Genomic DNA, 24958 nt, shown 5'->3' on the forward strand with positions numbered 1-24958 from the left:
CAATTGCTTCATTGAACCTTCAGCAAAATTATTATTTAATTTCAAAATATTTTTATGGGTTTTTAATGTTGATTTTTACAGTGCTTTTTGGTTCTTTAAAAGCACTAAATATTTATAAAGACCTTGAAAACGAAGGGATTGATTTAATAACTTTATCAAAACCAATCTCGAGAAAGTCAATTTTTTTAGGTAAATTAATTACTTTTTACTTATTTAATTTACTTTGATCACTTTTAATTTTTGTTTGTTCTGCTATCTTTTTAGCTAGCTTGAATAAAAGTGATTTTGATATAACTTATTTATTTTTATCATTTTTAATCTCTTTCTTTTCATTTGCAATTTTTGGTTTAATCACTTCCTTGATTGCTTTTAAATTCAATTCAAAAATTGCAATGACAGCACCATTGGCTATCATTGCCCCACTAACCTTATCAGGTAGCTTTATTTCATCTAATTCAACACCAAGCAACAACAATATTGCTTATTATCTCAATTCAAAATACCAATATCACAAATCAGGTAATGAAAGTGATACTGAGAAATTTTATTTAAAAAATGGAAAGGATGCTTTCTTTATAATTCCAAACGGTTATCAAAATGCCGGATTTAGCAATAATCAAAAAAGTTATATTGAAAAAAGCGTTGCGTTATCTAAAAACTCAGCTAAAGAATGACAAATATTCTCTTGATTATCACTTCCTTATCAACTAGTAGATATTTTGAATACTGAAAATAAAGATGTTTTTGGTTCATTAAATACGCTTAAAGAATCAAATTTAGATCAGTACATTAATTACTCAAATTTAGAAAGTAATATCTATTCTTATAAATTAAATAAAAAACCTGAAATTATTAAATTAGAAACACTTGCAGTATTAAAAGGTGCAAAAGAGCAAAGTTATATTGTGCCAGGAATGTTAAAAAATGAGAGTCAAATTGAGAATTTAGTAAATACAGATATCATTTTCGCTAGAGAAAATGCTGATAATTTTGACATTTCTTTCCCAGAAGATGAATTTGTTTATGCTTCACCAAATGATTTAGTTGGTTCATTAAAATGAACATTTATGAAGGAAATTCTAAATGATGCAGTTTTTGTTTCTGAAGCAACAAAATTAATTGAAAAAACAGTTAAGGAGACTCACTCAATAACTGATGAGCTTCAAATCAAATCTAAATTTATTACAAATATTCAAAACTACATAAATAATGAAAACTCACTTTTAAATTTATACGAAAATAAAGAGATTGCTATCTTTGATCCATTTGCTTTAAAAGAAAGAAAAATTAGTAGTTTAACTGAAAAGAAAGTTTATCTTGCAAGTGCATTTTTATACTACTTATATTTTTCTAATAATGATTCTAAATTGCTAAGAGCAACACTTAAAAATGAAAGAATAAGAGATGCTTATGAACCATCAATTTTCAAAATTCAAATTGGTGAATTTAACTATCAAATAGGTGGATATGCATCATATGAGAAAATTCAAAAAGTTCAAGATCAAAAAGTTGTTATCAGATATAACTTAAAACCAAGCAATAATTTCTTATTTCAAAAAGTTAAAGAGGTTTATTCAATCCAAAGAGATACTAAAGTTGTAAATAAAAATCTTTATGTGCTTTTATGAATTACGCTTGCCCTTATTTTAACAATCACTAACACTTACATTTACACAAGAAAGGACTATAAATAATGAATAACATTTTGGAAATTAAAAATTTATCAAAGATTTATAAAGGTTCTTCACGCGGTGTAAATGATATTTCATTTAATGTAAAAGAAGGTGATTTTCACGCTTTTATTGGACAAAACGGAGCGGGGAAAACTACAACAATTAAGTCAATCATTGGTTCATACCTGAATTATAAAGGAGAAATTCTTATTAATGGAATTTCTTCTAAAGAACCTCAAAGTAAAGCTTTTCTTGGGTATGTGCCTGAAAATGCTATTTTCCCACCAGAACTCACTACCGAAAAATACTTGTTATATTTAGCTTCTCTTTCAGGAGTTTCAAATCAAAAAGCAAAAGAAAGGATTCTCGCCTTTCTTGAAAAATTTAAGATTGCAGATTTAAAAAATGAAAAACCAATAAACTTTTCATCTGGACAAAAGAAAAAGGTTTTATTAATTCAAGCACTCTTACACGATCCTAAAATTATTATTTTAGACGAACCTGCTGCTAATTTAGACCCATTAGCTAGATACGAATTATTTAGCACACTTTTAGAGCTTAAAAAAGAGGGTAAAACTATTTTTATTAGCTCACACGTATTAAGCGAGATTGATAAATTTGCAGATTCACTAACATTAATTGATTCTGGAAAGATCTTATATTCAGGTATAAAAGAAAAATCGCTCGAGGATATATTTTATGAAAAAGTGATTGCTAAATAGTCTTGGTACTTCAATCGTTTTACCTGCTTTTCTTGCTTTTTCTTGCCAAAAAAATGTAACAAATACTAAAAAATCAATAACTCTTAAAAAAGTAGATACATTCCAAAATAACAAATCAATTAATTTTTTATTAAACAAATTTTTCTCTAATAATGAAAAAGAAATTTCTACCTTCTTAAATAATCAAAATAATATTAATAACTCTAAATTTGATGAATTAAAATACGCTTTATTATGGTTTGAACCTTTTAGATCTATTTCTAATGAGAAAGCCGGTGGCTTTGCTTCCTTAGTGGATGAATCCAGAAAAATACTTGTTAATAACTTAGATAAAAATTGGTTTTGATTTTTAAAAAACATCAAAAACTCTTCCTTTATTTTTAACCCTTATGGTAGTTATTACTCAGCTTTTTCTAATGAACAAAATGATTTTGAATATATTCAAGAAAAATTCCCCTCACTTTCACTTAATCTTGAATCTAATGAGATCATAGATCATTTAGTGGTTGACATTCCGGAAAGCGCATATGACGTTTATGACCAAAAACAAGCCATATACTTAATTTACTCAAGCAATTTTGCAATTAAATTTTATAACTGAAATAATACTGAAAAATTATTAATTCCTGATGTATATTATCTTCCTGATGCTCAAAACATTGAAGAAACTAAAGAAATTTTAACCACTTTTGAAAATCGAATTTGATCTGAATATAACCAATGAATAATAGATGAAATTGAATATCAAAAGGGTTATAATGACCCAAGCTATGATCCTGAAAATACAAAGCAAAAATTTAATGACAAACATTTATTAACTCAGTTTAATCGAGTTGCTTATTCATATATGAGCAAAATTGCTATAAATAATTTAAACGCTAATCAAAAACAAATTTATAAATTTACTTGAAAGGATATTAATGAAAATTCATAAATTATTACCTTTAGTTTCATTTTTAGCACCTTTAAGTTTATTTTCTTGTGGAAATTATCAAAAAAGCACAGAGCTATCTAATTTAATTGATAGTTCTTCAAATGTACTTCAAAACGACCAAAGCGAAAAAGAGAAAATGACTAAATTTGTTTTAGATTCAATTTTAAATAAACAATTTAAAAATAGCCAAGTTAATAGAGTTGCTTTTATAAATTCACAAAATAATGAAGCTAACATAACTGCCTTTTTAGAAAAATCACAGCAATATAGTCAAATAATTTTAAATTCAAACGAGAGCGATCAAATAGAGGAAGCTAAAATAAACTTAAAAAACTTATATAACAAAAATTGATTAATTTTGTTAAATCACCTTAATAAACTTCACATTCATTTTGATAATTGATACTACTTTCAAGACTATAATTCAGATTTAAAAAATTCAGCTCACTCACAAGAATTCAAAGATAAAATTGAGCACTCTCTTAACTTCCCTAGACCTTGAACTGAAGAATATAAAACCGAGCTTTTCCTAAATCCTGATGCTAAACCTAAATTTGAAGTTTTTTATGATACAAAAATTAAAAACCTCTTTTTAGACGAAATTATCGAAGGTGAAGAGTCAGCTGAAATGCCTAATACTACTATTTTTTATGTTTTAAAAGATAAATTGCTCTTTAGAATAAAAGTAAATAATGAAAATGTGGAAATTCAAAATATCATCTACTTTGACAAAAGTAAAAGCAAGATTTCATTAAATCTTATTTCAAATATTGTTCATAGCGGATTTGTGCATAATGATCAAGAAGGATATGATCGTTTAGAAGAAGATATTGTGAATAAATATCGTTATAATATGCCTTCAGAAGTTTTATTAGTTAATAAAGGAGAGAAAAATGAAAATTAAAAAGTTAATTCCGTTTTTTCTAATTGCTCCTGTTTCTTTATTTTCTACCTCTCCAATTAATGTACAAAATTCAAATAATATCTCTACTAAAAATGAATCAATAACTGAAGATAAATGAAACATCTTTATTGAACAAAAATACGTTCAATCAATCCTAAATAGAATTTATAAAAGTGATGACACAAAGAAAAATGAATATATTCAATCTCAAAAAGATTTAGGACAAGAATATAGCAAAGAAATTAAAAAATGACTATATTTTGGAAACAATGTTGCTAAAACTTTTGATTATGATGGAAAAAGTTTTTGAAACTCTAATACCATGCCTTACGCACTAAAACAAGCTCAGAATAAACTCAATGAACTTTACAAAAAGAATTGGTTATGATTTTTATTTAACTTAGAAAACTTAGAATTTGCTTATTATCCACAATTTGACCAGTTCCAAGGTTCATCTGCAAATATTGGGTTAGAAACTCAAGAAAATGCATTGAAACTTAGTTCATTTTATACACCAAAAAGTAATCAAATTTTAGACTATGCTGTTCAAATCCAAGATTATCACGAGTCTCAAAATATCAACTACTTTCTTTTAACTAATGAAGGTTTTATTATTGATATCGAAATTAACGATTACAATGATCCTGAATATGATGATGATATTACAATTTCCGCTTATCTATCAATTTATAGCGCTGTAATAAACAAGAAAAATATCAAAGATATCTTTAATATAAACAAATATGTTTTAGACTCTAAAGATTTTTATGAAGTCGAATCTGATAAAAGCCGAGAAATATTATTTAAAGAACATTATGGTGGTTCTATTCTAAGGTTCACACTTTATGATATTAAAATTGATAATTAAAAAACAAATATCTCTTAAAAATAGAGATATTTGTTTTTTAATACATTAAATGATTCTTGCTTATAAATGGTTTTTGACTATATAAATAAACCAAAAATGGATGAAGCAATAAAGTCGCAATGGTAATAAAAATAAACTCAGCAGTTGCATTAATTCAAATCAAAGTTAGTCAACCTTTAACAGTAAGTCCAATGTTTAAATCTGAAATTTCATTATGAATAAGGATAAACGCACTCACTAAAAGAGTATTTAATAAAGGTGTTGCCATTCCTATTATTGCTGTTTTTCAAAGCTTTGGCTTACCTAAAAATTTAATAATTAGGTAGACAATTATTCCCAATAATAAACGTGGAATGATTGAAATATCAGGAAAGACAAATAAAATTCTCCCAAACACTAGAGCAGCTATAAATGAACCTAGTCCAATCATAAAACCGATAGAAGAACCTAGTTTTTCTAAGTGATAAGACCCAATAATGATGATTATTGGTACAAAAGTAATTGAAATATCACCAAGACTAATATAGCCTAGGTTAGGAACTAATGACAAAAGCAACACTATTGCAAAATAAATACTTAAATAAGTAATTTTTCTTACCATTTTAAATCTCCAAGTTTCTATAATTATATAAAAAAGCTTGTTTTTATCTAAAAAACAAGCTTAAAGGAAATAAAAAAAAGCAGCTCCCTATTTTCACCTTTCGGCTATCGTCGGCACTAAGAGGCTTAACTACTGAGTTCGGAATGGTATCAGGTGATCCCTCTTGCTATCGCTACTAGTGAAAATATTATAGCACCATTTTTTTAAAAAGCAAAATATTTTTTTAAAAATTTTTCTGGTTTTTTTGAAAACCACTTATTTTTCTAATTAAACTCCTGAAATTAAGTGGTAAAAATCTTTTGTTTATTTTAATCAACAAAAATTATTTTTTACCATAATTTATTAAAATTGTATATATGAAAATATTAATAATTGCTTCTTCTAGTGTTGCTATCAAAAAATTAGAATCTCTTATAAGCAATTTAGAAGAACTTGATTGAGAAATTAAAATTCTTTTTACTAATAAAGCTGGTGAAATTTTTACTTTTTCAACAGAAAGATATAATGATTATATTTTGAACCAAAATAAAGATATGGAAGATTTTGTGCATAATCCTTCATTTCACGTTGAACTAGCTAAAGAATTTAATCACATCATTATTTATCCAGCTACATTTAACACAATTAATAAATATGCTAATGGAATTGCTGATAGCCTTGCTACCACTATTTTAGCTATGGGATTTCATAATAAAACAATCATTGCTCCTGCAATGAATTTCAATATGTATCAAAACCCAATCTTGCAGGCAAGCATTGAAAAACTTAAAAAACTAGGAGTAACTTTTATTGGCCCAAATTACGGAATTCTGCAATGTGGAGATATTGGAATCGGAAGAGTTATTGAACCTTATGAAGTTATAAATTTTTTAACTAACAAAAACAAACCTAAACTTTTAATTTCAATTGGTTATACCAATGTTTATTTAGATGATGTTAGAACTGTGAGTGTTAAATCAAGCGGACAAATGGGTATCTTTTTAGCTAAAGAACTATCTAAATACTTTGATTTAACGATTATTAATGCCAATATTTCACAACTTAATAATTATTTCGATTCACGCACTAAAATCATTAATGTAGATTCTGTTTTTGAGTACCAAGAAGCAGTATTTAAGTACATCAAAAAAAATGATGTCTTTGTCTCAGTTGCTGCTGTAAGTGACTTTATTTTTGAAAAACATGAAGCTAAAATTAAAAAATCAGACAATGTAAGTTTTAATTACAAAATCGGAATAGATGTTTTAAAAGAAGTTTCTATTCTTTATCCGGATAAAATTAAAATTGGTTTTGCTCTTGAGAGTCAAAACCTTCTAGAAAACGGGACTAAAAAGCTTAAAACTAAAAACTTAGACTTAATTGTGGTTAATAATAAAAACACATTAAAAAGTCAATTTTCAACTGGTTTTTTAATTGAAAAAGATGGATTTAATGAATTTACTGAAATTTCAAAACATAACTTAGCTCAATTAATTAGCGAAAAGGTTTATCGAATATGAAAAGAAAAACAATAGTTTATGATGTAGGTAACACCTATGTAAAATGCGGGCTTTTTGAAAATAAAAAACTTGTCAAAGTTGAGCAAATTCGCACTGAAGCTTTTAACGATGATTCAGTTGCATATTTAAATTCCGTTTTTGAAATTATGCCTAAAGATAATATTGTTTATGGAAGCGTTGTAAAAAGAGTTACTAAAATTTTGAAGGATTTTTATAGCCTAAATTTCAAGAATTTATTTGAAATTAATTCATCTTTAAAATTTAATTTTTCATTTGGTAAAATAGATAAGCAAAAGGTAGGGGCCGACATCCTTGGAGCTTCATATTATTCTTGCAAAGAACAAAAAGATAGTATGATTTTTCTTTTTGGTACAGCTGCCGTTGCTATAAAAATTAAAGATTACAAAATAAAGGGAGTTTCAATTGCTCCTGGTATTGGTTTTGCTTTTAATAAACTGCTTGAGCAAGCAGATGGTTTAAAACACTTGCAATTTAGCTACACTAAGCAAATAGCGATGGGGACAAATACCATTGATGCGCTAAAAATGGGGTTTAATATGCTCCGTAGAGGTTTTATTCAAGCACACTTAGATATTTTAAAAACCAGTGAAAAAGAAAGCTATGCAAGGCCATATGTTAGTGGTGGTGATATTAAAAACATTTGCAAAACTAAACACAAAGTAGTAGATAATATTGTTTTAAAAGGTTATTATCAAATTTTTGAAGATAACTTTAATCTTTAATTTTTAATTTTTACAAATTATAATTCAAACTTAGAAAGTGGGTTTATCATGAAATATGTATTTGCTTATGATTTAGATGGAACATTATTAAGAAAAGATAATTCAGTGCATCCTTTTACATTAGAAGCGCTTAAAAAAGTAGAAAAAAATGGGCACATTAATGTTATAGCTACTGGTAGAGGTGTTTTAAAAGTAATTCCGCTTATCAAAAATAAAATTCTTGAAGGGATTGATTACATTGTTTGTTCAAATGGTTCATTAATTTATGATGTGCTCAATGACAAAATTACAGTTCTTGCTTCACTTCATCCTTCAGCTTTTGAAGTTGTTAAAAGATATGCAATTGAAAAGGAGCTTATTTTAACAATTGATACTGATAAATACAATGGTTCATTTATTTCTCAAAATGATCAATTCCCAAGTTGATTAAGTCAAAAGCAAATTATGGATTTAAATTTACTTCATAGAGCAACTCTTGAAGAAATGGAAAAAGTTGTTTATGATCCAAATTCAAAAATTACTCAAATGGCGCTTAGAAACCCAATTGAAACAGCCTTGGAGACCACAAAACAAGTTGAATCTGAATTAGATCCTGATCTTTATGAAGTATATTTAACTAATGAAGTTTACACTGATGTTAATCCACGAGGAGTTTCAAAAATTACTGGTTTATACAAACTTTTAGAAAACTTAAACTTATCAAAAGACTCTCTTGTAACTTTTGGTGATTCAGGAAATGATGTTCATATGCTTGAAGGAGCAGCTATTGGTGTTTCAATGGGAAATGAAACTGATGAAGCTAAAGCGGCTGCAAATATAGTTATTGGTGATCACGAAAGCGGAACAATTGGTGAGTACATTTTGTCATTAACAAATTTAAACTAAATTAACCAATAAATTGGTTAATGCTTGAGTGTAATCTCCAGTGCAACAAAAACACCACCCCAACGCAACATAAGGGATGGTGTTTTTTTCCTGAGTTTCCAAGTTGAGCCTATTTTTTAGGCTCATTTTTTTATACATATATCAAAGATATATGAGCTAAAGAAAAAAATATTTTTTTACTTACATTACATACATAAAATGATATAATAAGAGCATGAGTTACAGTTTATGCAAGAAAAAACAAAATGGAAAATATTATTTAGTTTTAGCTATTTCTAAAGGTTTTAAAAAAGGTTATGGAAATCAGATTGGTCTAGGATACTGAGAAGATATCAAAGAAAAGTATGGATTATCTTCAATTGAAGATATGAAAGAAATAGCAAAAAAAGTAGATACATCTTTAGATAAAGCTGTTGCAAAAGAAGAATTTTTTAAATTATTAAAACCCACTTCTGTAAAAACAAGTATCCAAAATATTGGAGTTGATTTAATTTATAAAGTTATTAAAGAATTAAATTTATTTTCAGCATTACCAAAAAGTAAACATAAATCGTTAGAAGAGGTTTTGGAATTTTTCATAGCAACTAGAATTATCCTTCCAAGAAGCTATATGTCACAATATAAAAATAAAAGTGATTTTATAAATGATATTAATGTTAAAAAATCATCAATATATAACTATCTTGATGTTATTTTCGAAAATAAGAATTCTGTTTTAGTCAATTTATTTCAAAAAATAAATGAATTTACAAATCGTAACAATAAAGTTTTTCACTTCGATAACACAACAGTTTATTTTGAAAGCTTTACAAGAGAAGGAATAAGAAAAAACGGTTTTTCAAAAGACGGAAAACACAATGAAGATCAAGTAGTCATAGCAATGGCTGTAGATGAAAACGGAATACCAATACACTATAAAGTTTTTCCAGGTAACACAGCTGATGGTAAAACAATGTTATCCTTCGTTTTAGAACTTCAATCAATCTATAAAATAAAGGATATTACAATAGTTGCAGATCGTGGAATAAATAACAACGCAAACTTACGTTTCCTAGAACAAAAAGGAATTAAATATATATTTCAAAAAAGATTAGATACATTAAGTATTGGGATGAAAAAATTCATTCTTGAAGACAAATATTATGTTTTTAGAGATGAAATGTTTTGAAAAGAACAAATTGTTGAATCTATTTGAAATAAAAATAGATTTAACGGTAAATACAGAAAATGATGTGTGTTTTTCAGTCCTGGAAAAAATACTTTAGATAAATTAAGAAGAAATAATTTTATTGATAAATTGAATAAGAAAACTGTAAATGGAGAACTACCACTTAGTTCTTTAGTTCCAGAATATAAAAAGAAATACATGGACATTGATGGCAAAACAGTGGGTAAATTAAATTGAGAGAAAATTAAGAAAAAAGAATCTGAAGATGGTTTTTACATTATTGAAACCAATATTCTAGATTTAACACCAGAAAAAGCTAATGAAATTTACAGAAAACAATGAAAAGTAGAAGAAAATTTCAGAACATTAAAATCTTCTTTACAAGTTAGACCTGTTTTTGTTCATAATGAACAGCATATACTTGCGCATCTTTTGTTATGTTTCATTGCTCTTGTTGTTTTAAAATACTGTCTTTACAAATTAAAGAAATATTATGAAATCAATGGAGAAGTACAAAAAGTGACGTTAGATTTATTTGTGGATTCATTAAGAATGATGACTATAACAAAAAAAGAAGTAAATGGAAAAGTGGTACAAGAAATAATTAATGATTTGGATGAAAACCATAAAGAAAATATAAAAATTTATAAAGATTTTATCGCATGTATGAGTTAATTCTATGTGTGTAATTTTAAATATAAAAAACGAATACACCTTATTTATAGATGTATTCGTTTTTTATAGTGTATCAACTTGGAAACTCAGGGTGCAACAAAAACACCACCCCAACGCAACATAAGGGATGGTGTTTTTTTGTGGTGTTTCTTTAAATCTTATGAATTATTTTTTATATCATTTGAAGAATTTGTTTCTTTCGGTATTTGACTTTCTTTTTCTAAAAGGACGATCATATAATTGGATTTCTTGTATTTTTGAATCTCAAGGTTTTTTATGATAATTCAGATCGAAAAACAACTCATCAGCTGAAAAATAATCAAGAATTTCTCTTGGCATATTGTTTATTTGTTTTTCTGTTTCCATAATTTCTTCATCCGATATTTTGATAAAATTAGTTTTCTTTGGATATTTTCTTCTTATTAAACCATTAAAGTTTTCAATTGATCCTTTTTGAAAAGAAGCGTATGAATCAGCTTTATAAATTTTAATTTGCAACCTATAACCAATCATGAAAAACGACTTAAATTCCAGTCCGTTATCAATAGTTATAGATTTAACATTTAGTCTTTTTTCTTTAATTAATTCAAACAACACTTTTGCTACATTTCATGGATTTTTATCTGGTACTTTTCTTATCAATCCGTAACGAGTTTGTCTTTCTTCAAAGGTTAGTAAATGTGCAGTAGTTTTTCCTTTTTTACCGACAATTAAATCAGCTTCTCAGTGTCCAAATTCAGATCTATCATTAACATTTTTAGGTCTAAAAGTTATTGGTATAACATATCTATTACCTACAAGTCTTGTTATTGTATCACCAGTTCTTTTTCCACCTTTTTTATAACGTGGACGTAGCTTGTTTTTTATTGTCAATGCTCATAAGCCACTATTCATTCAATTGTAAATTGTTTTGATTGTAGGTATTGGAAAATCATAATGATTCTTGATTTTGAATCAGGTAATTTTTACCCCTGAATAAGTATTGTCAAAGTTTTCTAAAAATACTTTTGTGAAGTCTTTGAAATAATAAAAATCAGATTCCAATTTAAATTGATATTTTCATTTTTCTCTTATTTTAGATTTGTTTTCAGCTTCTTCAGCTATATACCCATTTTCGGTCGAATTATTTTTTATTTCTCTTCATATTGTAGATTTTGAAAAACCAAGAATTTTTGCAATTCTTCCTAAAGAAATCGAATAATCTTTTAAAAAAAGTTCTAGTTGTACCCTATTTTTGAAACAAATTCTTTTATAATTCATTTATGTGGATCCTTTGCAAAAACACCACAAAAAAATTTTAATAAATTTAAAAGAAACAAAAACACAAGAAAAAAAGAATAAAATAAAAAAATAAATAGAAAAAGAGGAAAATTATTATGAAATGAAAAAATAAAATCAATTTTATATCCACAGCTGCAGTTGCAACTACACTTTTTTCACTTTCCTCTTACCGAATGTCAAATCAAAACTATGACAAAAATCAAATTAGTTCAGTTGATATAGCTCAGACAAGATTAAACTTCAATGATTGAATGAAATATGTGGACGGTAGAAAACCGCTTAGTCACCTTTCTATTCCTGGAACACACGATTCAGCTATGTTTAGTGGAAGTGGTTTTAAGTGATTTTTTGGACAAGCTTGAGCAAAAACTCAAAGTCGTGACTTTACACAACAACTTAAAGAAGGGATAAGGTTTTTTGACATTAGAATTTCTTCTGATATGTGAATAAATCATGGTGGAGCCTATTCAACTTCAACTTTTGAACAATATATCAGTCAAATGGCTAGTTTTTTATCTAACTATCCATCAGAAACTATAATCATTAGAGTTAAAGATGAAAATGAAAATATATCTAGAATGTCTGAAAAGAATCGAAAAGAATGAGCAAATAAAATAGAAAATGTTTGAAATAGATTTAATAGATTTTTATTTAAAAACGAAACAGGAAACCCCTCAATAAACCCTACACTAGATCAACTGCGTGGAAAAATGTTTATTATAAACAATATGCATCACTTAGTTGTTGATAAAGATAAGCGTTATGGTACATATTGAAGAGCTCCAAATATGATTATTCAAGATGAATATGACACTGAAGAAAATATCAAACTTAATCTTATTAATATAGTTATGGACGAAAGTAATGGTGGGGATTATAAAAATTGATTGCACATTAACTTTACAAGTCGTTCTAAAAACGCCAGCAAACCTTACTTAACAGCTCCACCTATTAATCAAAAAGTTTATGAAAAATTAAATAGAGAAACCAATTTATTAAGAACTGGTATTTCCGTTTTTGATCATGCAGGTGATGCTCTTATTGAAAAAATTATTAAGACTAATTACACCTACACTCAAGCTGAGCTGGAAAACACTGAATGATTCCCTGTTAGAACTCTTTCGTTTTTAAATAACATAAACGAAGGTGAAGAATTCCTTATTTACAATGGTGATTCTAATGGTTTTCAAGGTGAGGCTACAGTTATAACTGAAGGTTCTAACCAAGAAACTAAATACAATTTAGTTTTTGATCATACAAATCATAAAGTGTCTTTAGATGGTTATGTATTCCGCAAAAATGATCAAATTACTTTAAATTACTATATGAAAACTGAAGATAATATTTACTACAAAGGTCTTCAATATAATAAAGGATCATTTAGTTTTAGAGTAAGAGAAAATGAAGCATTTACAAGACTCGTTAAAGCAACCGAAAGCGGAACAGATGAATTAATTTCTAAATTAAGAGAAAAAGGTTTTGGAGATTCTTCAGTTGAAATTAAATTTTTAAAAACTAAATTTTTAGATTCAATTAATTCAATAAAAGCCGACAGATTGCCAATTAGAGAAAATGCTTTAAAACTCAAATCTCTTTCTGATTTTATAGTAAATAATAAAGATAAATGATTAGAAATAATTGACAAGAAAAAAGATGCAAAAACTAAACTTGATCAAACTAGTTCTTTATTAATTTCTGGCGATTATTTAGATTCAAATCCTGTTCAAACTTTATCAGATCAAATTTCAAGATTTGAAAATGAATATAATGAAATTTTTGGAAACAGTGTTTATAACAACAATTTCTTTGATTCAATTTATGATGCAGTAAATCTTTTAACTAAAAAAGTAGAAGCTTACAACGAAGTTGTATTTGATAATCTTTCAACTACAAAAACAGAAATAGAATCTTCTTGAAATTCACAAAGTCAATATCAATGAGGAAAAGAACAATATTTAAAATTTGTTAATGATAAAAAAACTTTAATTAAAGAGCAAATCAGTAACATTATTAATAATATTTCTTTAAGCTCGATTGATCCATACAAAGAAAGCGCGATTTCGTTTAATAATGAAATTAAGGCATATCGCGAATTTTGAAAAGCAGACAGAAGGTTAATTGAACAAAAATTAAATGAGGCAACCAATTTAGCTCAAACTCAGAAAAATAAACTTGAAAACCAATATATTTCCGCTTTAAATTCAATGGATCAATTTTTAGTCGATAATTTAATTAATGAAATTGACCAACTTAACATCTATACTAAAAAAGCTCAAGATTTAATTTCTCAAAATAATGCTTTTATTAATTCTGACAATTTTAGGCGCTCACAAGAAAGTAAACGAAATAGATATAATGAATTAATATCAATATTAGTTAATAATTTTAGTTCTCAAAATGCACAATATTTAGATTTAAACATCACAAATTTAATTAGTACAGTTAATGAAATAGAATCAATTAAAACCGACATTAATACTCACTGAGCAAATATTCAAGAGTATAAAAATCACCAAAAAACTTACATCCTTAACAACTTACCTAATTTGCCTAAATTTAAGTTAAATAGTTATGCATCTCAAATAGAAAACAGTTGCGATAACTCTTCAATTGATCAAATCGTAAATAATGCAAAAACTGAAAACAATCTTAATGCAATTGAAACTTTACTCAACTCTAAACAATATTTAAATAGTGCTCAAAAAGAAAGTTACAAAGCTTTATTACTTGCGTCTGAATCTCAAGAAAGTTACAACACTACTTCGCTTGAACTTGAACAACTTGAATCATTAATGAATCAGGCTTCATCTTTATGAGAACAAAACATTAACTACAAACAAAATCCTAATTACACAGAAGCAAGTTCATCACTTCAATCTAATTTTTCACTTGTTTATAATGCTTTAAAAAATATTTTTGTGGATAACAAAAATGCTAATCATATAGCAAAAAGCATTTCAGGAGTTATTGAGAACTTTGAAAAAGCAAAAAGAGAATTAAATGGACAAGAAGTTTTAAATAATAAAAAAGCGGAAGTGTCTAGTTTCCTAGAAAGATCAATTTTATTTAACGAAACTAAAGCTTTATTTAAACAATTTATAAATTCTTCCAATAGTGTTAATAGTTTAAATAATATTGATAATCAAATTAACGAATTCTTGTTAAGTTATCAAAAACTTCAAAACATTTCTTCTTCAAATTCACACATATACAATGTTCTTACAAGCTCATTTAAAAATTTAAATGCTGATAACTTTGATAAATATAAAGTGTTGTTCAAAAACATAAATGACACTTCTGATTTTATAAATAAATTTAAAGAAATTTTAGTTTCGCTTAAAAAAGCTCAAAACAATTTCTCACAAATTTCAAATCATAGTGAGTTAAAAAATGAATTCTTTAATTTTGTAAATCAAATCGATTCACTTCTTGCATCTTCGCATAAAATTGACCAAGATTTAATTAATTCAACGACACAGCAAATTAGTACTTTTGTGACTAATTTAGAGATCAAAGAAGCTAGAATGAATTTTGTAACTAAGTTAAATTCACTTAATGAATTTAAAAATCAATTAATTAATTCTAAAGGTGACTCAGATCCAGTTGTTATTAAAATCAATAATAAAATAAGTGAATTTAATAACTCTGTTGCTTCAAATACAAAAGAAGCTTATGAAAACCAGACACCAATGATTGAAAACTTTTTAACTCAAATGCAGCTTGAAAATAGTTTAAATGAGCTTAATAAAACAATAACTAAAGCTCAAGAATTTATTGATAACAACCAAAACGAAACAAACGAATCAATTGACAATTTAAAGGCTTTAATTGCTGAAATTCAGTCTCAAAAATCTTCATATAACTCTTTTAAAGTAGTTGAACAAAAAAATGAATACCTAAAAAGTGGCATTGAGCAAACAAGAAGAAATGTTGCTCTTACAAAGTATCAAAATTTAAAAGCAAAAGTTGATGTTTCACTTTTAAATTTTAAAGAGAAATATGCTAATAATTCTGAAGCAACTTTTGTCACTGAACTAGAACAATTTTTAGTTGATACAGACTCAAAAATTCAAAACAACCATTCAATTGAGCAAATTGTTTCTAATACCAATTTACTTAGCCAAAAGTATAATTGAGCATTAGAACAAAACATTTTGCTTACTAAAAAAGGCGATGAAAAAAACAAAAACTTATCGATTTTAAATCTTTTAATTAGCAAAAGCGAAGAGCTTCTTGCTCAAATGAAAACCTTTAATAACTTAAGTTCAAATTCTTCTACATACGAATCAAACATTAATAATATTAAAAACAATTTATCTAGTGCATCTAACCAAGATCTTAAGCAATACATAAATGATTTAAATGCTCAGTATACTTCAAATGAAGTATTAATTTTAGTTCAAAGGATTGACCAATTAATCCAAAAATTAAATGATAAAAAAATAAGCATTACTTCTAAATTCACAAAAGAAGATGCTATTGTTAAAAAAATAAGTTCAAAAATTACTAACTTAAATAATTTAAAAGCAAATTCAAATAAAGAAGAACTTTCAAACGCTTTAGAAGATCTTCCAGCATTTGAGACTGAAATTAATAATTTGGAAAACGATAAAGATCAAGCTTTAAGCAACTTTAATCAAGAACTTTTAGTAATTGAAAAACTAGCAGAACAAATTACTCCAAATAACAATTTTATCAGCGAGCAATTAGTTTCTCTTCATGGAAAATTCACTGATCTTAAAAATAAAACAAAAGTTAAAGATGAATTGGAAATTACAAGAGAAATTTCTAATTTACAAAACTTAAAAGCTAATGTATCGCTTCTTATAAAACAATCTAACTTACAGAAAACTATAAACAAAGTAAATGAAAAATTACACTTAATTTTGTCGCAATACACAAATATTGAAATGTTTGTCTCTGAAATTAGAGAAAAATTAGAACAAATTGCATCTATTTCATTTGTTATCAATGTAAAAGAAAACTTAATTGATGAGAATAATTTAAAAGCAGTAAATTTAATTAATGAAATTGAAAACAAAAGATTGCATCTTGAAGTTCAAAGAATTAAAAATGAAGCTTTAAATAGATTTCAAGTTGAGCAAGAAAAAACTCTTGAACTTCTTGAACAATATAGAGTTAAATTCCCTTATTTTAATAATTACCAAAATCAACTTTCAGAGTTTCTTTCACAAATTAATGCAGAGCTTCCTGGATATTCAGGTGAAGCGCTTCTTGCAAAAGTGCAAGAATTAAAAAATGAAAATGATAAACACAATGAAATTCAAATTAAAGAAGCTTTTAAAATTCAAAAAGAAAGAGCTAATGTAATTTTAGACAAACTTAAAACAGTTTCATATAATGCTTCTGATTTAAAAGATATTTATAACCAAAGCGTAAATACTCCTAATTTATCATTAACTAAAACTAAAGAATTAATTAATTCACTCGATAATTTAAGCACTAAATATGAATCTTTTTATAAAGAATTAATTGCGAATAACGCTAAAAAACAAAGACAATTAAAAGTTGATGAAATTAAGCAAAAGATGCAAGAATTAGATCAAGTTATCTCAAGTAATGAGATATATAACTCACTTGTAAATGATGCTCGATCACAAAATACTCAACTTCAAAATTGAAATTATGAATCTTTAAATGATTCAACTTTTGAAGAAGAATATAGAAATTGGCAAAGCGCTTTTGAACAATTAGAAAACAATAAATCTCAAATAGATGCTGAGCACCAAAAACAAGTTCAAAAAGCAAAAGAAAGATTAAATGCTGTTTTAAATGATTTTCAAGATATATTTACTTCTCACAACACAAGTGTTGAAGATGAAATTAAAAAACCTTTTATTGTTTACTTTAAACAAGTAAATCTAATTAAAGATCAAATGTCTCTAAATAAATTAGAAACAGAAATTGAGACTGCAAAAGAAAAATTAAATGAACTTAAAGATAAAATCGAATCTAGAAAAGTTTTAGAAAAAGAAGTTTCTGCATTAATTAATAAAATTAATCAACAATGATTTAGTAACAATAACTTTGTTGATTTAGATCAATATAAACAAAATTTCCGTGGTTTTGCAACTCTAAATTACCAAAATATGCAAAAAGAAAAACTTCAAGAAATCAAAACTGCTTTAATTTCATTTGAAAATTCTAATAGCAATAAAATAAATTCAATTATTACGTTTAGAAAAAAAATCGATGCTGATTTTAAATTGAATTTAAGTGAAGTAGATACTCTTTTAGAACATCTTTTAGGGTTTGAAAACTCACCATTAATTGATAGTTTTAAAAAGTATTCAAATGATTTAAAAACAATTGATGTATCTAAATTAACAAACCAACAATTTAATGAATTAAATGTAATGGTTAAAAAAGAAATTGACAAAATTTACAATAACTTTGTTGATAATAACGAATCTGATAAACTGAAATTAATTAGCTCAAATAAAGAGTTAATTAAAAATGATAATTTATCTGAGTTTCAAAAAGAAAAATTCTCAGAAATTAACTCACCACAAAATGAGTTTATAAATATCCAAAAATTAAACAGTGATATAAATGCTGTAAATCAAGCGATTAGCAACTTACAAACTGGTTCGTTAAATGATAAACAAATTGAATCCGAGAAAGAAAAAGCATCTCAAATTATTGATGCTGAAAAAGCTCAACAATTTACCCAAGAAAACAAGGATTTAAATAATTCAATGAAACAATTAAGAGAAGAATTAATACTTCTTGATCAAAAAGTCCAAAATGGTAATTTAAATTCAACTGATCTTAAAAAATACCAATCCCTTAAAGATGAAATCAACCTTGAGCAAAATATGGATAACGATCAAGACCAAGAAAAAATTAAAAAAATTAACCTATTTAAAGAGCAATTAGGAATTGTTTCTCAAAATAGCTCTTCTAGTTCAAAAAGTAATGCACTAGCAATAACATTGGCTGTTGTTTTCAGTTTATTTATTCCTTTTACTGGAGTTGGCCTTTTCTTCCTTAATAAAAAATTCGGATGAATTAAATTTAAAAAATAGTAATTAAAAAACGAATACACTTGAAAATAAGTGATATTCGTTTTTTTAATTCCCTTTAATAAGATAAAAGTTCTTTTTCCCCACATTTAAAAATGCATATTTATTTTGGTATTCTGGAGAGTTTAAAATAAATTCTTCATTAATTGCTTCTCCGTTGATTTTAATAGCTTTATTTTGGAGAAACTCTCTAGCTTCTCTTTTTGAGGACACAATTTTTTCAGCAACTAATTGCTCAAATAAACTTTGCCCAAAGTGCAAATTAACTACTTTTAAATTATCTTCAAGCTCACTTAATTGATCAAGTGAAAGCGATTTTAAATCAATGTTTTTATTAAATAACACCTCACTTGTTAATTGAGCTTTTTGAGCTTCTTTTTCACCATGTAAATCTTTAATAATTTCAAATGCCAATACTTTTTGAGCACTTCTTTGTGCTGGATTTTCTTTATGTTTTGTAATAACTTCTTCAATTTCTTCAATTGAAAGAAATGTTAATCATTTGAGTAATTTATCAACTTCTGAATCAGGTTGATTTAATAAAAATTGGTACATATCATATGGTTTTGTAGCTTGTTTATCAATTCACAAGTTTCCACCACCAGTTGATTTTCCAAATTTAACACCATTTGAGTCAGTTAATAAATTAATTGTAAGTCCTACAGCTTGATGTTCATCGCTAGTTTGTTTTGAAATAATTTCAAGTCCTGTTGTAATATTACCTCATTGATCTGAGCCACCAAATTGAACTTTAACATTGTTATTTTTGTAAAGTTGGTAAAAGTCTCATCCTTGGATTAATTGGTAAGTAAATTCAGTAAAGCTAAGTCCATTTTCAATTCTAGAAGCTACTGAATCTTTGTTAATCATATAGCTAATATTTACAAGTTTTCCTATATCTCTTAAAAAGCGCAGAATGTTCATTTCTTTGTAAAATTCATAATTATCAACTACAGTAAGGCCAAATCTCTCAAGTTGCTCACGGATTTTGTTTTTGTTTCTTTGAAGTGTTTCTTCATCTAAAAGTGAACGTTCTGAGTTTCTAAACGAAGGATCTCCAATCATTCCAGTTGCTCCACCGAGAACAGCTACTGCATTTCAACCAAGTTTTTTAAAACGTAATAAGTTGGCAATTTGAATGTAATTTCCAAGGTGAAGGCTTTCTGCTGTTGGATCAAATCCGCAGTAAACTCCGTCATTTTCTTTTAAATTTTTAAATTTGTCTTCATTAGAGATTTGTTTTAAAATACCTCTATTTCTTAATTCATTTAAAATTTCTTGCATTAGATTACAAAATCCTTTCCAATTTGTTCATTAGTCCCGAAAATGAGCCCTTCCTCTTCAAGACCTAATGTTTTATAACCTGTAAGCATTCCTTCACTTTCAACATCCATAAGTTTACCGAGCACAACTGAATCACCTTTAAAAGTAAATGAACCAGGTTTTGCCATTACTAAAACTTTACCTTCAGTTGACTCTAAGGTGTTAGTTACAATTTGAATATCTCTAACTCCATCAAAAACTGTAAGAACAAAAAGTTTTTCACTTTTTGGATGAACTTCTCTTTTTTTGATTTGAACATATACAAACTTTGGATCATTACTAATTTTTAATCCATTTTCAGTTGCGCATTGTTGTAAAAAACTTACTTCTTCATCATTTAAAGAGAAAAGGAAATGATTTTTTGGATTAGCAAAATGTTTGTTAAAAACATTGATTGAATTAACATTATTTTCTTCATCAACAAAGAAAACCATATTGTTTTTTTGATCGATATTTTTTTTAGTATTTTTCACTCTAGAATCAACAAAAACAACGCTATATTCTTGTGAATTTATCATTAAATTATTGGCTATTAACATAGTTTAATTTTATCAAATTTCAAATATAATAAGAGATATGAAAAATACTATAATAATTCTTGATTCATCATCTGGGTTTGATGCTCAAAAAGCTAAAGAAATTGGATTTGAATTCTTACCATTACAAATAGATATTGATGGTACAACGTATAAAGATGGTATAGATATTAAATCTGATAATCTTTTTGATATTTTTACACTTGATTCAAAGGTTGCAAAAACTAGCTCAACACCACTAGGATACATTCAAAGCTTATTTGAAAAACTTAGCAACGAGTATGAAAATGTAGTTTATTTCCCAATTTCTACACATCTTTCTAGCCAATATAAAATTGCTAAGAATTTAGAAAGCGGAATTAAAAACTTGCACGTTATTGAATCTCAAGACATTGCTCATTTAATTATAATTAAAGCGTTTCGTTTAAAAATGCTTCTTGAGCAAGGGATAAGCATAGAGCAAGCTATTGCGGAAGTTCAAAAATGAGATGAAAACTTTGATGTTACTTTAATCCCTAAATATAACGATTATTTAGTTAAAGGCGGGAGATTACACCCAGCTGCTGCTGCTCTTGCTAAGCTTTTTAAAATTGTTCCACTTATCAAGTTCGAAAAAGGACAGCTTCTTAAAGAGGGTAAGGGAAGAGTATTTTTAAAAGCAGTTTTCAATTCAATTGATGATAAAGCTTCAAAAGTAAATAATCTTAAAGATTATGATTTTATTTTACTTCATTCAAATAACCCAGAAATAAGTAAAGTAAAACAGTACATTCAAGAAAAATATAATTTAAATGTTTATACAGGAAATATCCCTTCTGTTGTTTCAATCCACACTGGCCCAGAAGCTATCGTTGTAATTTTAACTAAAAAGATTGCTCCTGAAGTTAAAGCAGTTTTATAATGAAATTCGAAAAAACTTACACAATTAACAGAATTGAACAATGAGAAGGAATTTTAAACGAAATTTTTCCTTTGATTCAGAAAACTCAAACTATTTTATTAGATGGTAATTTAGGAGCTGGAAAAACAACTTTTGTAAAAATGCTTGGTAAAAAAATCGGCATTAAACAAAACATTACTTCTCCTTCATTTTCATATATGAAAGATTATCCAGGATTAATCCATATTGATTTATATAACTACAAAGGTGATCTAGAAGAATTTGAGGATTACTTTGAAGGAAATATTGTTGCAATTGAATGGGCTTCTTTAAAAAAGATTGATAGCTACTTTGATAGCTATATTCAAATACTTATAAATAATGATAATAATGTTCGTCAAGTAATAGTTAAGGAGAAATAATGAATCTTTTTTTAGATACAGCAACTGAAGATTTTTGCTTGATTTTATTTGATGATAATTTCAATGTAATTGATAATGTTTTTATAGCTGCTCAAAAGAAAAAAGTGGACTTAATTATTTCTTCAACTGAACAAATATTAGCTAAAAACAGTCTCAAAATTCAGGATATAAAGGGTTTATATACAAATATTGGCCCTGGTTTTTTTACTGGAATTAGAAGTTCATTTATTTACTTTAGAACTGTTGCTTTAATGCTTAAAACTCACTTTTTTGTTACAAACTCATTTGCTTTGTTACAGAAACAATTTTCTCATGCTTCAGAGTTATATTTAGATGCTCAAGGTAAAAAAATGTACTTTTTAACACCAAGCAAAAACATTAATTCTATAGATGTTTTTGACTCAATTAAGGTATTGGATTTAGATTTAAGCAAGCTTCAAAAAATTGATTTTGGAAAACTTACTCAAAACTTTGCTTCTTACAAAGATTGCTTTAAAGAAGCTGATCCAATGTCAGTAGAACCTCAATATGTTAAAAAACCTCAAATAGGAGGTAATTAATGAGAATTATCGCTATCGAAACTTCACACGATGATACTTCAATTGCAATTTTAGAAGATGGTCAAATCATCGATATGTGAAGCATTTCACAAATTGATATTTTTAAAGAATTTGGTGGAACTATTCCGGAAATTTCTTCAAGAGAGCATGTTAAAAATATCTCACTTATTCAGCAAGCTATTTTAACTAAATACCCCAATTTACAAATAGATTATGTTGCTTACACTAAAGAACCAGGATTAATTGGTACCCTTCAAATTGGTAAATTATTTGCTTCTGCATTAGCGCTTTGTTTAAATGTTCCTTTATTACCCATAAACCACTTACATGGACATTTATTATCAGGTTCAATTAACCAAGAAATCACTTTCCCTGCTCTTTGCCTTCTTGTCTCTGGCGGGCATACTCAACTTATTTGAGCTAATGATGTAGACAATTTCAAAATCATCGGAGAAACTTTAGATGATGCTGTTGGTGAAGCTTTTGATAAAGTAGCTGTTAAATGCGGTTTAGGTTTTCCTGGTGGTCCAATTATTGATCAAATATCCGCTAATTATAGTGGTGAATATATTAATTTCACAAAACCTAAGACAGATAATCAATTTGACTTTTCATTTAGTGGATTAAAGGCGCAAGTTCTTCAATATATTAATACTCACAATATGAAAAATATTAATATTGATCCAATTCAAATTGCTGCTAGCTTCCAAAAAACTGCAGTAGATTATTTAATTGAAAAAACAACTTTAGCTATTGAAAATCTTAAGCCTGCTTCCATTATTTTAGGTGGTGGAGTAAGCGCTAACAAAGAATTAAGAAAAAGGTTTTTAGAGCTTCATCCAAAAGCAATCATTCCAGAAATGAAATATGCAACTGATAATGGAGCTATGATTGCACAAGCTGCATACTTACAATTAAAAAGAAGTAAAAACGACTAAAAAGTAGCTGATATCGCTTCCAATTTCGGTCTTGCTTTTATGTTATTTCTGGATTTTTTACACAAATTTAATTGTCTTTTTTATAATTTTTAAACTAATTTTAAATAGATAATTATGAATTTGCTATATAGGAATAGTAATGCAAAAAAACAACTAATAGATCTAAAATATAGATTTATTAGTTGTTTTTCATTTTTAAAAGTGTCAAAGTAAATAGTAAAATTTTACTAATTATTTTTGGTTAAATATTATCTCATTTAGATTTATATTTATTTTTTGAAGTTCATAAATATGAATTTTGTTTTCTAATAGGAAATCATTAAATACTGCCTCTTGATATTCATTTAGTTTATAAAAAACAAAATTATCTTTTAAACGAAACGTAACGTTATTTAAAGTAAGAAAATCGACAATTAATGAGTTGTTATTTGTGTTTATTTTTCTATCATAAGAAAGGTTATTGATTTTCTCTTCTATTGAAGTAGTTTCAACAATTTTCCCACCTTTTATAAAAGTGTAACTATCAATATGAAGTTGAAGTTCTGAAATAATGTGGCTTGAAATCAAAATAGTTTTACCTTCTTTATTTAATTGTTCCAAAATAGAAAAGAATTCATTTCTAGCACTAGGATCTAAATTAGCAGCTGGTTCATCTAAAATAAGCAGTTCTGGATCATGAATAAGTGCTTGAATAAGCATTATTTTCTTTTTTTGACCAGAAGACATATAGTATGGGCTTTTATCTAATTCTTTAAGATCAAATTCAAGTTTATTACAAATGTTTGTAATTCTTGCTTTCATATCTTTTTTAGGCAATTTCTTATTTGAAATTTGTCCCATTGAGGTAAGAAAATCTCATGAATTAATGTTTTTAGGGAAAATTGCAACTTCCGGAATATACCCAATAAACTTTTTAGATTCTTTATTTTTTGAGTCGATTCCGTTGATAGTGATTTTTCCACCATATGAATTATAAAAACCTAAAATTGAACGAAATGTAGTGGTTTTTCCTGCACCATTATCACCTATAAAACCGTGAAATTGACCTTTTTTGAGTTTGAAATTAATTTTATCTAATACTTTTTTATATTCACCTTGTGAATTAATAAAAAACTTAGTTAAATTATTAATCGAAAGAACTATATCTTGATTATCATTAATAATTGTTTCTTCATTAATTTTTTTGATTTCTTTGCGAATAAAGATTAATGATTGAACGTGTTTAAAAAGTTTGAATTTATTGAAAATTTTTGATTTCATGATTAAGTTTATTATACTAAAAAGATAAGTAAAATCACAA

Annotated in this window: 19 protein-coding genes and 1 rRNA gene; 14 read left to right on the top strand and 6 right to left on the bottom strand. The window is 26.6% G+C overall.

Annotated elements, in window-relative coordinates; all coding sequences use genetic code 4:
* Nucleotides 1-65 precede the first annotated feature (65 nt).
* Genes EXC51_RS02150 through EXC51_RS02170 form a run of 5 tightly spaced genes read left to right on the top strand, consistent with a single transcriptional unit; the run spans nucleotide 66 to nucleotide 5101 of the window.
* The gene (locus EXC51_RS02150; RefSeq protein WP_129620307.1) at nucleotides 66-1694 is read left to right on the top strand and encodes an ABC transporter permease; all 1629 of its coding nucleotides are present in this window, start codon (nucleotides 66-68) and stop codon (nucleotides 1692-1694) included.
* Nucleotides 1694-2395 (top strand): ABC transporter ATP-binding protein, encoded by a 702-nt coding sequence (locus EXC51_RS02155; RefSeq protein WP_129620308.1) that lies wholly within the window; start codon nucleotides 1694-1696, stop codon nucleotides 2393-2395. The genes EXC51_RS02150 and EXC51_RS02155 overlap by 1 nt, the downstream gene beginning before the upstream one ends.
* The gene (locus EXC51_RS02160; protein WP_129620309.1) at nucleotides 2373-3329 is read left to right on the top strand and encodes an aromatic motif membrane protein; all 957 of its coding nucleotides are present in this window, start codon (nucleotides 2373-2375) and stop codon (nucleotides 3327-3329) included. The genes EXC51_RS02155 and EXC51_RS02160 overlap by 23 nt, the downstream gene beginning before the upstream one ends.
* Nucleotides 3316-4233, top strand: a complete 918-nt coding sequence (locus EXC51_RS02165) for an aromatic motif membrane protein (protein WP_129620310.1) — start codon at nucleotides 3316-3318, stop codon at nucleotides 4231-4233. Before EXC51_RS02160 ends, EXC51_RS02165 begins: the two co-directional genes overlap by 14 nt.
* Nucleotides 4223-5101, top strand: a complete 879-nt coding sequence (locus EXC51_RS02170) for an aromatic motif membrane protein (protein ID WP_129620311.1) — start codon at nucleotides 4223-4225, stop codon at nucleotides 5099-5101. Before EXC51_RS02165 ends, EXC51_RS02170 begins: the two co-directional genes overlap by 11 nt.
* A gap of 37 nt (nucleotides 5102-5138) precedes the next feature.
* On the opposite strand, the gene EXC51_RS02175 is transcribed toward EXC51_RS02170, so the two are convergent.
* Both EXC51_RS02175 and rrf read right to left on the bottom strand, forming a co-directional pair.
* Entirely contained in the window at nucleotides 5139-5702 is a 564-nt protein-coding gene (locus EXC51_RS02175; protein ID WP_129620312.1) for an ECF transporter S component, read from the bottom strand.
* Between the two features lie 74 nt (nucleotides 5703-5776).
* Nucleotides 5777-5882: ribosomal RNA gene (rrf, locus tag EXC51_RS02180) — 5S ribosomal RNA — on the bottom strand.
* 176 nt (nucleotides 5883-6058) lie between these two features.
* Between rrf and coaBC the strand changes: the two genes are divergently transcribed.
* The 4 genes from coaBC (at nucleotide 6059) to EXC51_RS02200 (ending at nucleotide 10672) form a co-directional block, all read left to right on the top strand.
* Nucleotides 6059-7216, top strand: coding sequence for a bifunctional phosphopantothenoylcysteine decarboxylase/phosphopantothenate--cysteine ligase CoaBC (coaBC, locus tag EXC51_RS02185; protein ID WP_129620313.1), 1158 nt, complete (start codon nucleotides 6059-6061; stop codon nucleotides 7214-7216).
* Complete coding sequence (locus EXC51_RS02190) at nucleotides 7198-7944, top strand: type III pantothenate kinase (protein WP_129620314.1); 747 nt, start codon at nucleotides 7198-7200, stop codon at nucleotides 7942-7944. Before coaBC ends, EXC51_RS02190 begins: the two co-directional genes overlap by 19 nt.
* A 48-nt stretch (nucleotides 7945-7992) precedes the next feature.
* Nucleotides 7993-8829 (top strand): HAD family hydrolase, encoded by an 837-nt coding sequence (locus EXC51_RS02195; RefSeq protein WP_129620315.1) that lies wholly within the window; start codon nucleotides 7993-7995, stop codon nucleotides 8827-8829.
* Nucleotides 8830-9043: 214 nt separating this feature from the next.
* Entirely contained in the window at nucleotides 9044-10672 is a 1629-nt protein-coding gene (locus tag EXC51_RS02200) for an IS1634 family transposase (protein WP_129620316.1), read from the top strand.
* Nucleotides 10673-10837: 165 nt separating this feature from the next.
* Here the strand turns inward: EXC51_RS02200 and EXC51_RS02205 are convergent, their stop codons facing one another.
* Nucleotides 10838-11932 carry an IS30 family transposase gene (locus EXC51_RS02205; RefSeq protein WP_223211651.1) on the bottom strand — a complete coding sequence of 365 codons (1095 nt, stop codon included), beginning with the start codon at nucleotides 11930-11932 and terminating at the stop codon, nucleotides 10838-10840.
* A 116-nt stretch (nucleotides 11933-12048) separates the two neighbouring features.
* Here EXC51_RS02205 and EXC51_RS02210 point away from each other — a divergent pair, with 116 nt between their 5' ends.
* Nucleotides 12049-19002 carry a hypothetical protein gene (locus EXC51_RS02210; protein WP_129620317.1) on the top strand — a complete coding sequence of 2318 codons (6954 nt, stop codon included), beginning with the start codon at nucleotides 12049-12051 and terminating at the stop codon, nucleotides 19000-19002.
* 45 nt (nucleotides 19003-19047) lie between these two features.
* On the opposite strand, the gene tyrS is transcribed toward EXC51_RS02210, so the two are convergent.
* Both tyrS and tapR read right to left on the bottom strand, forming a co-directional pair.
* Nucleotides 19048-20283 (bottom strand): tyrosine--tRNA ligase, encoded by a 1236-nt coding sequence (gene tyrS, locus EXC51_RS02215; RefSeq protein WP_129620318.1) that lies wholly within the window; start codon nucleotides 20281-20283, stop codon nucleotides 19048-19050.
* Complete coding sequence (gene tapR / locus EXC51_RS02220; protein WP_223211652.1) at nucleotides 20283-20861, bottom strand: TyrS-associated PheT N-terminal domain-related protein TapR; 579 nt, start codon at nucleotides 20859-20861, stop codon at nucleotides 20283-20285. Before tapR ends, tyrS begins: the two co-directional genes overlap by 1 nt.
* Before the next feature lie 37 nt (nucleotides 20862-20898).
* On the opposite strand from tapR, the gene EXC51_RS02225 reads away from it, so the two are divergent.
* From EXC51_RS02225 to tsaD, 4 genes are read left to right on the top strand one after another with little or no spacing between them, the layout of a single operon-like run.
* Entirely contained in the window at nucleotides 20899-21759 is an 861-nt protein-coding gene (locus tag EXC51_RS02225) for a DegV family protein (RefSeq protein WP_129620319.1), read from the top strand.
* Entirely contained in the window at nucleotides 21759-22160 is a 402-nt protein-coding gene (gene tsaE, locus EXC51_RS02230; protein WP_129620320.1) for a tRNA (adenosine(37)-N6)-threonylcarbamoyltransferase complex ATPase subunit type 1 TsaE, read from the top strand. The genes EXC51_RS02225 and tsaE overlap by 1 nt, the downstream gene beginning before the upstream one ends.
* Entirely contained in the window at nucleotides 22160-22720 is a 561-nt protein-coding gene (gene tsaB, locus EXC51_RS02235; RefSeq protein WP_129620321.1) for a tRNA (adenosine(37)-N6)-threonylcarbamoyltransferase complex dimerization subunit type 1 TsaB, read from the top strand. Before tsaE ends, tsaB begins: the two co-directional genes overlap by 1 nt.
* Nucleotides 22720-23658 carry a tRNA (adenosine(37)-N6)-threonylcarbamoyltransferase complex transferase subunit TsaD gene (tsaD, locus tag EXC51_RS02240; RefSeq protein ID WP_129620322.1) on the top strand — a complete coding sequence of 313 codons (939 nt, stop codon included), beginning with the start codon at nucleotides 22720-22722 and terminating at the stop codon, nucleotides 23656-23658. The genes tsaB and tsaD overlap by 1 nt, the downstream gene beginning before the upstream one ends.
* Nucleotides 23659-23889: 231 nt before the next feature.
* On the opposite strand, the gene EXC51_RS02245 is transcribed toward tsaD, so the two are convergent.
* Nucleotides 23890-24918: an ABC transporter ATP-binding protein gene (locus tag EXC51_RS02245; RefSeq protein ID WP_129620323.1), complete on the bottom strand. Its 1029-nt coding sequence runs from the start codon at nucleotides 24916-24918 to the stop codon at nucleotides 23890-23892.
* Nucleotides 24919-24958: the final 40 nt, after the last annotated feature.

Source organism: Mycoplasmopsis gallinacea, assembly GCF_900660495.1.
Classification (GTDB): Bacteria; Bacillota_I; Bacilli_A; order Mycoplasmatales; family Metamycoplasmataceae; genus Mycoplasmopsis; species Mycoplasmopsis gallinacea.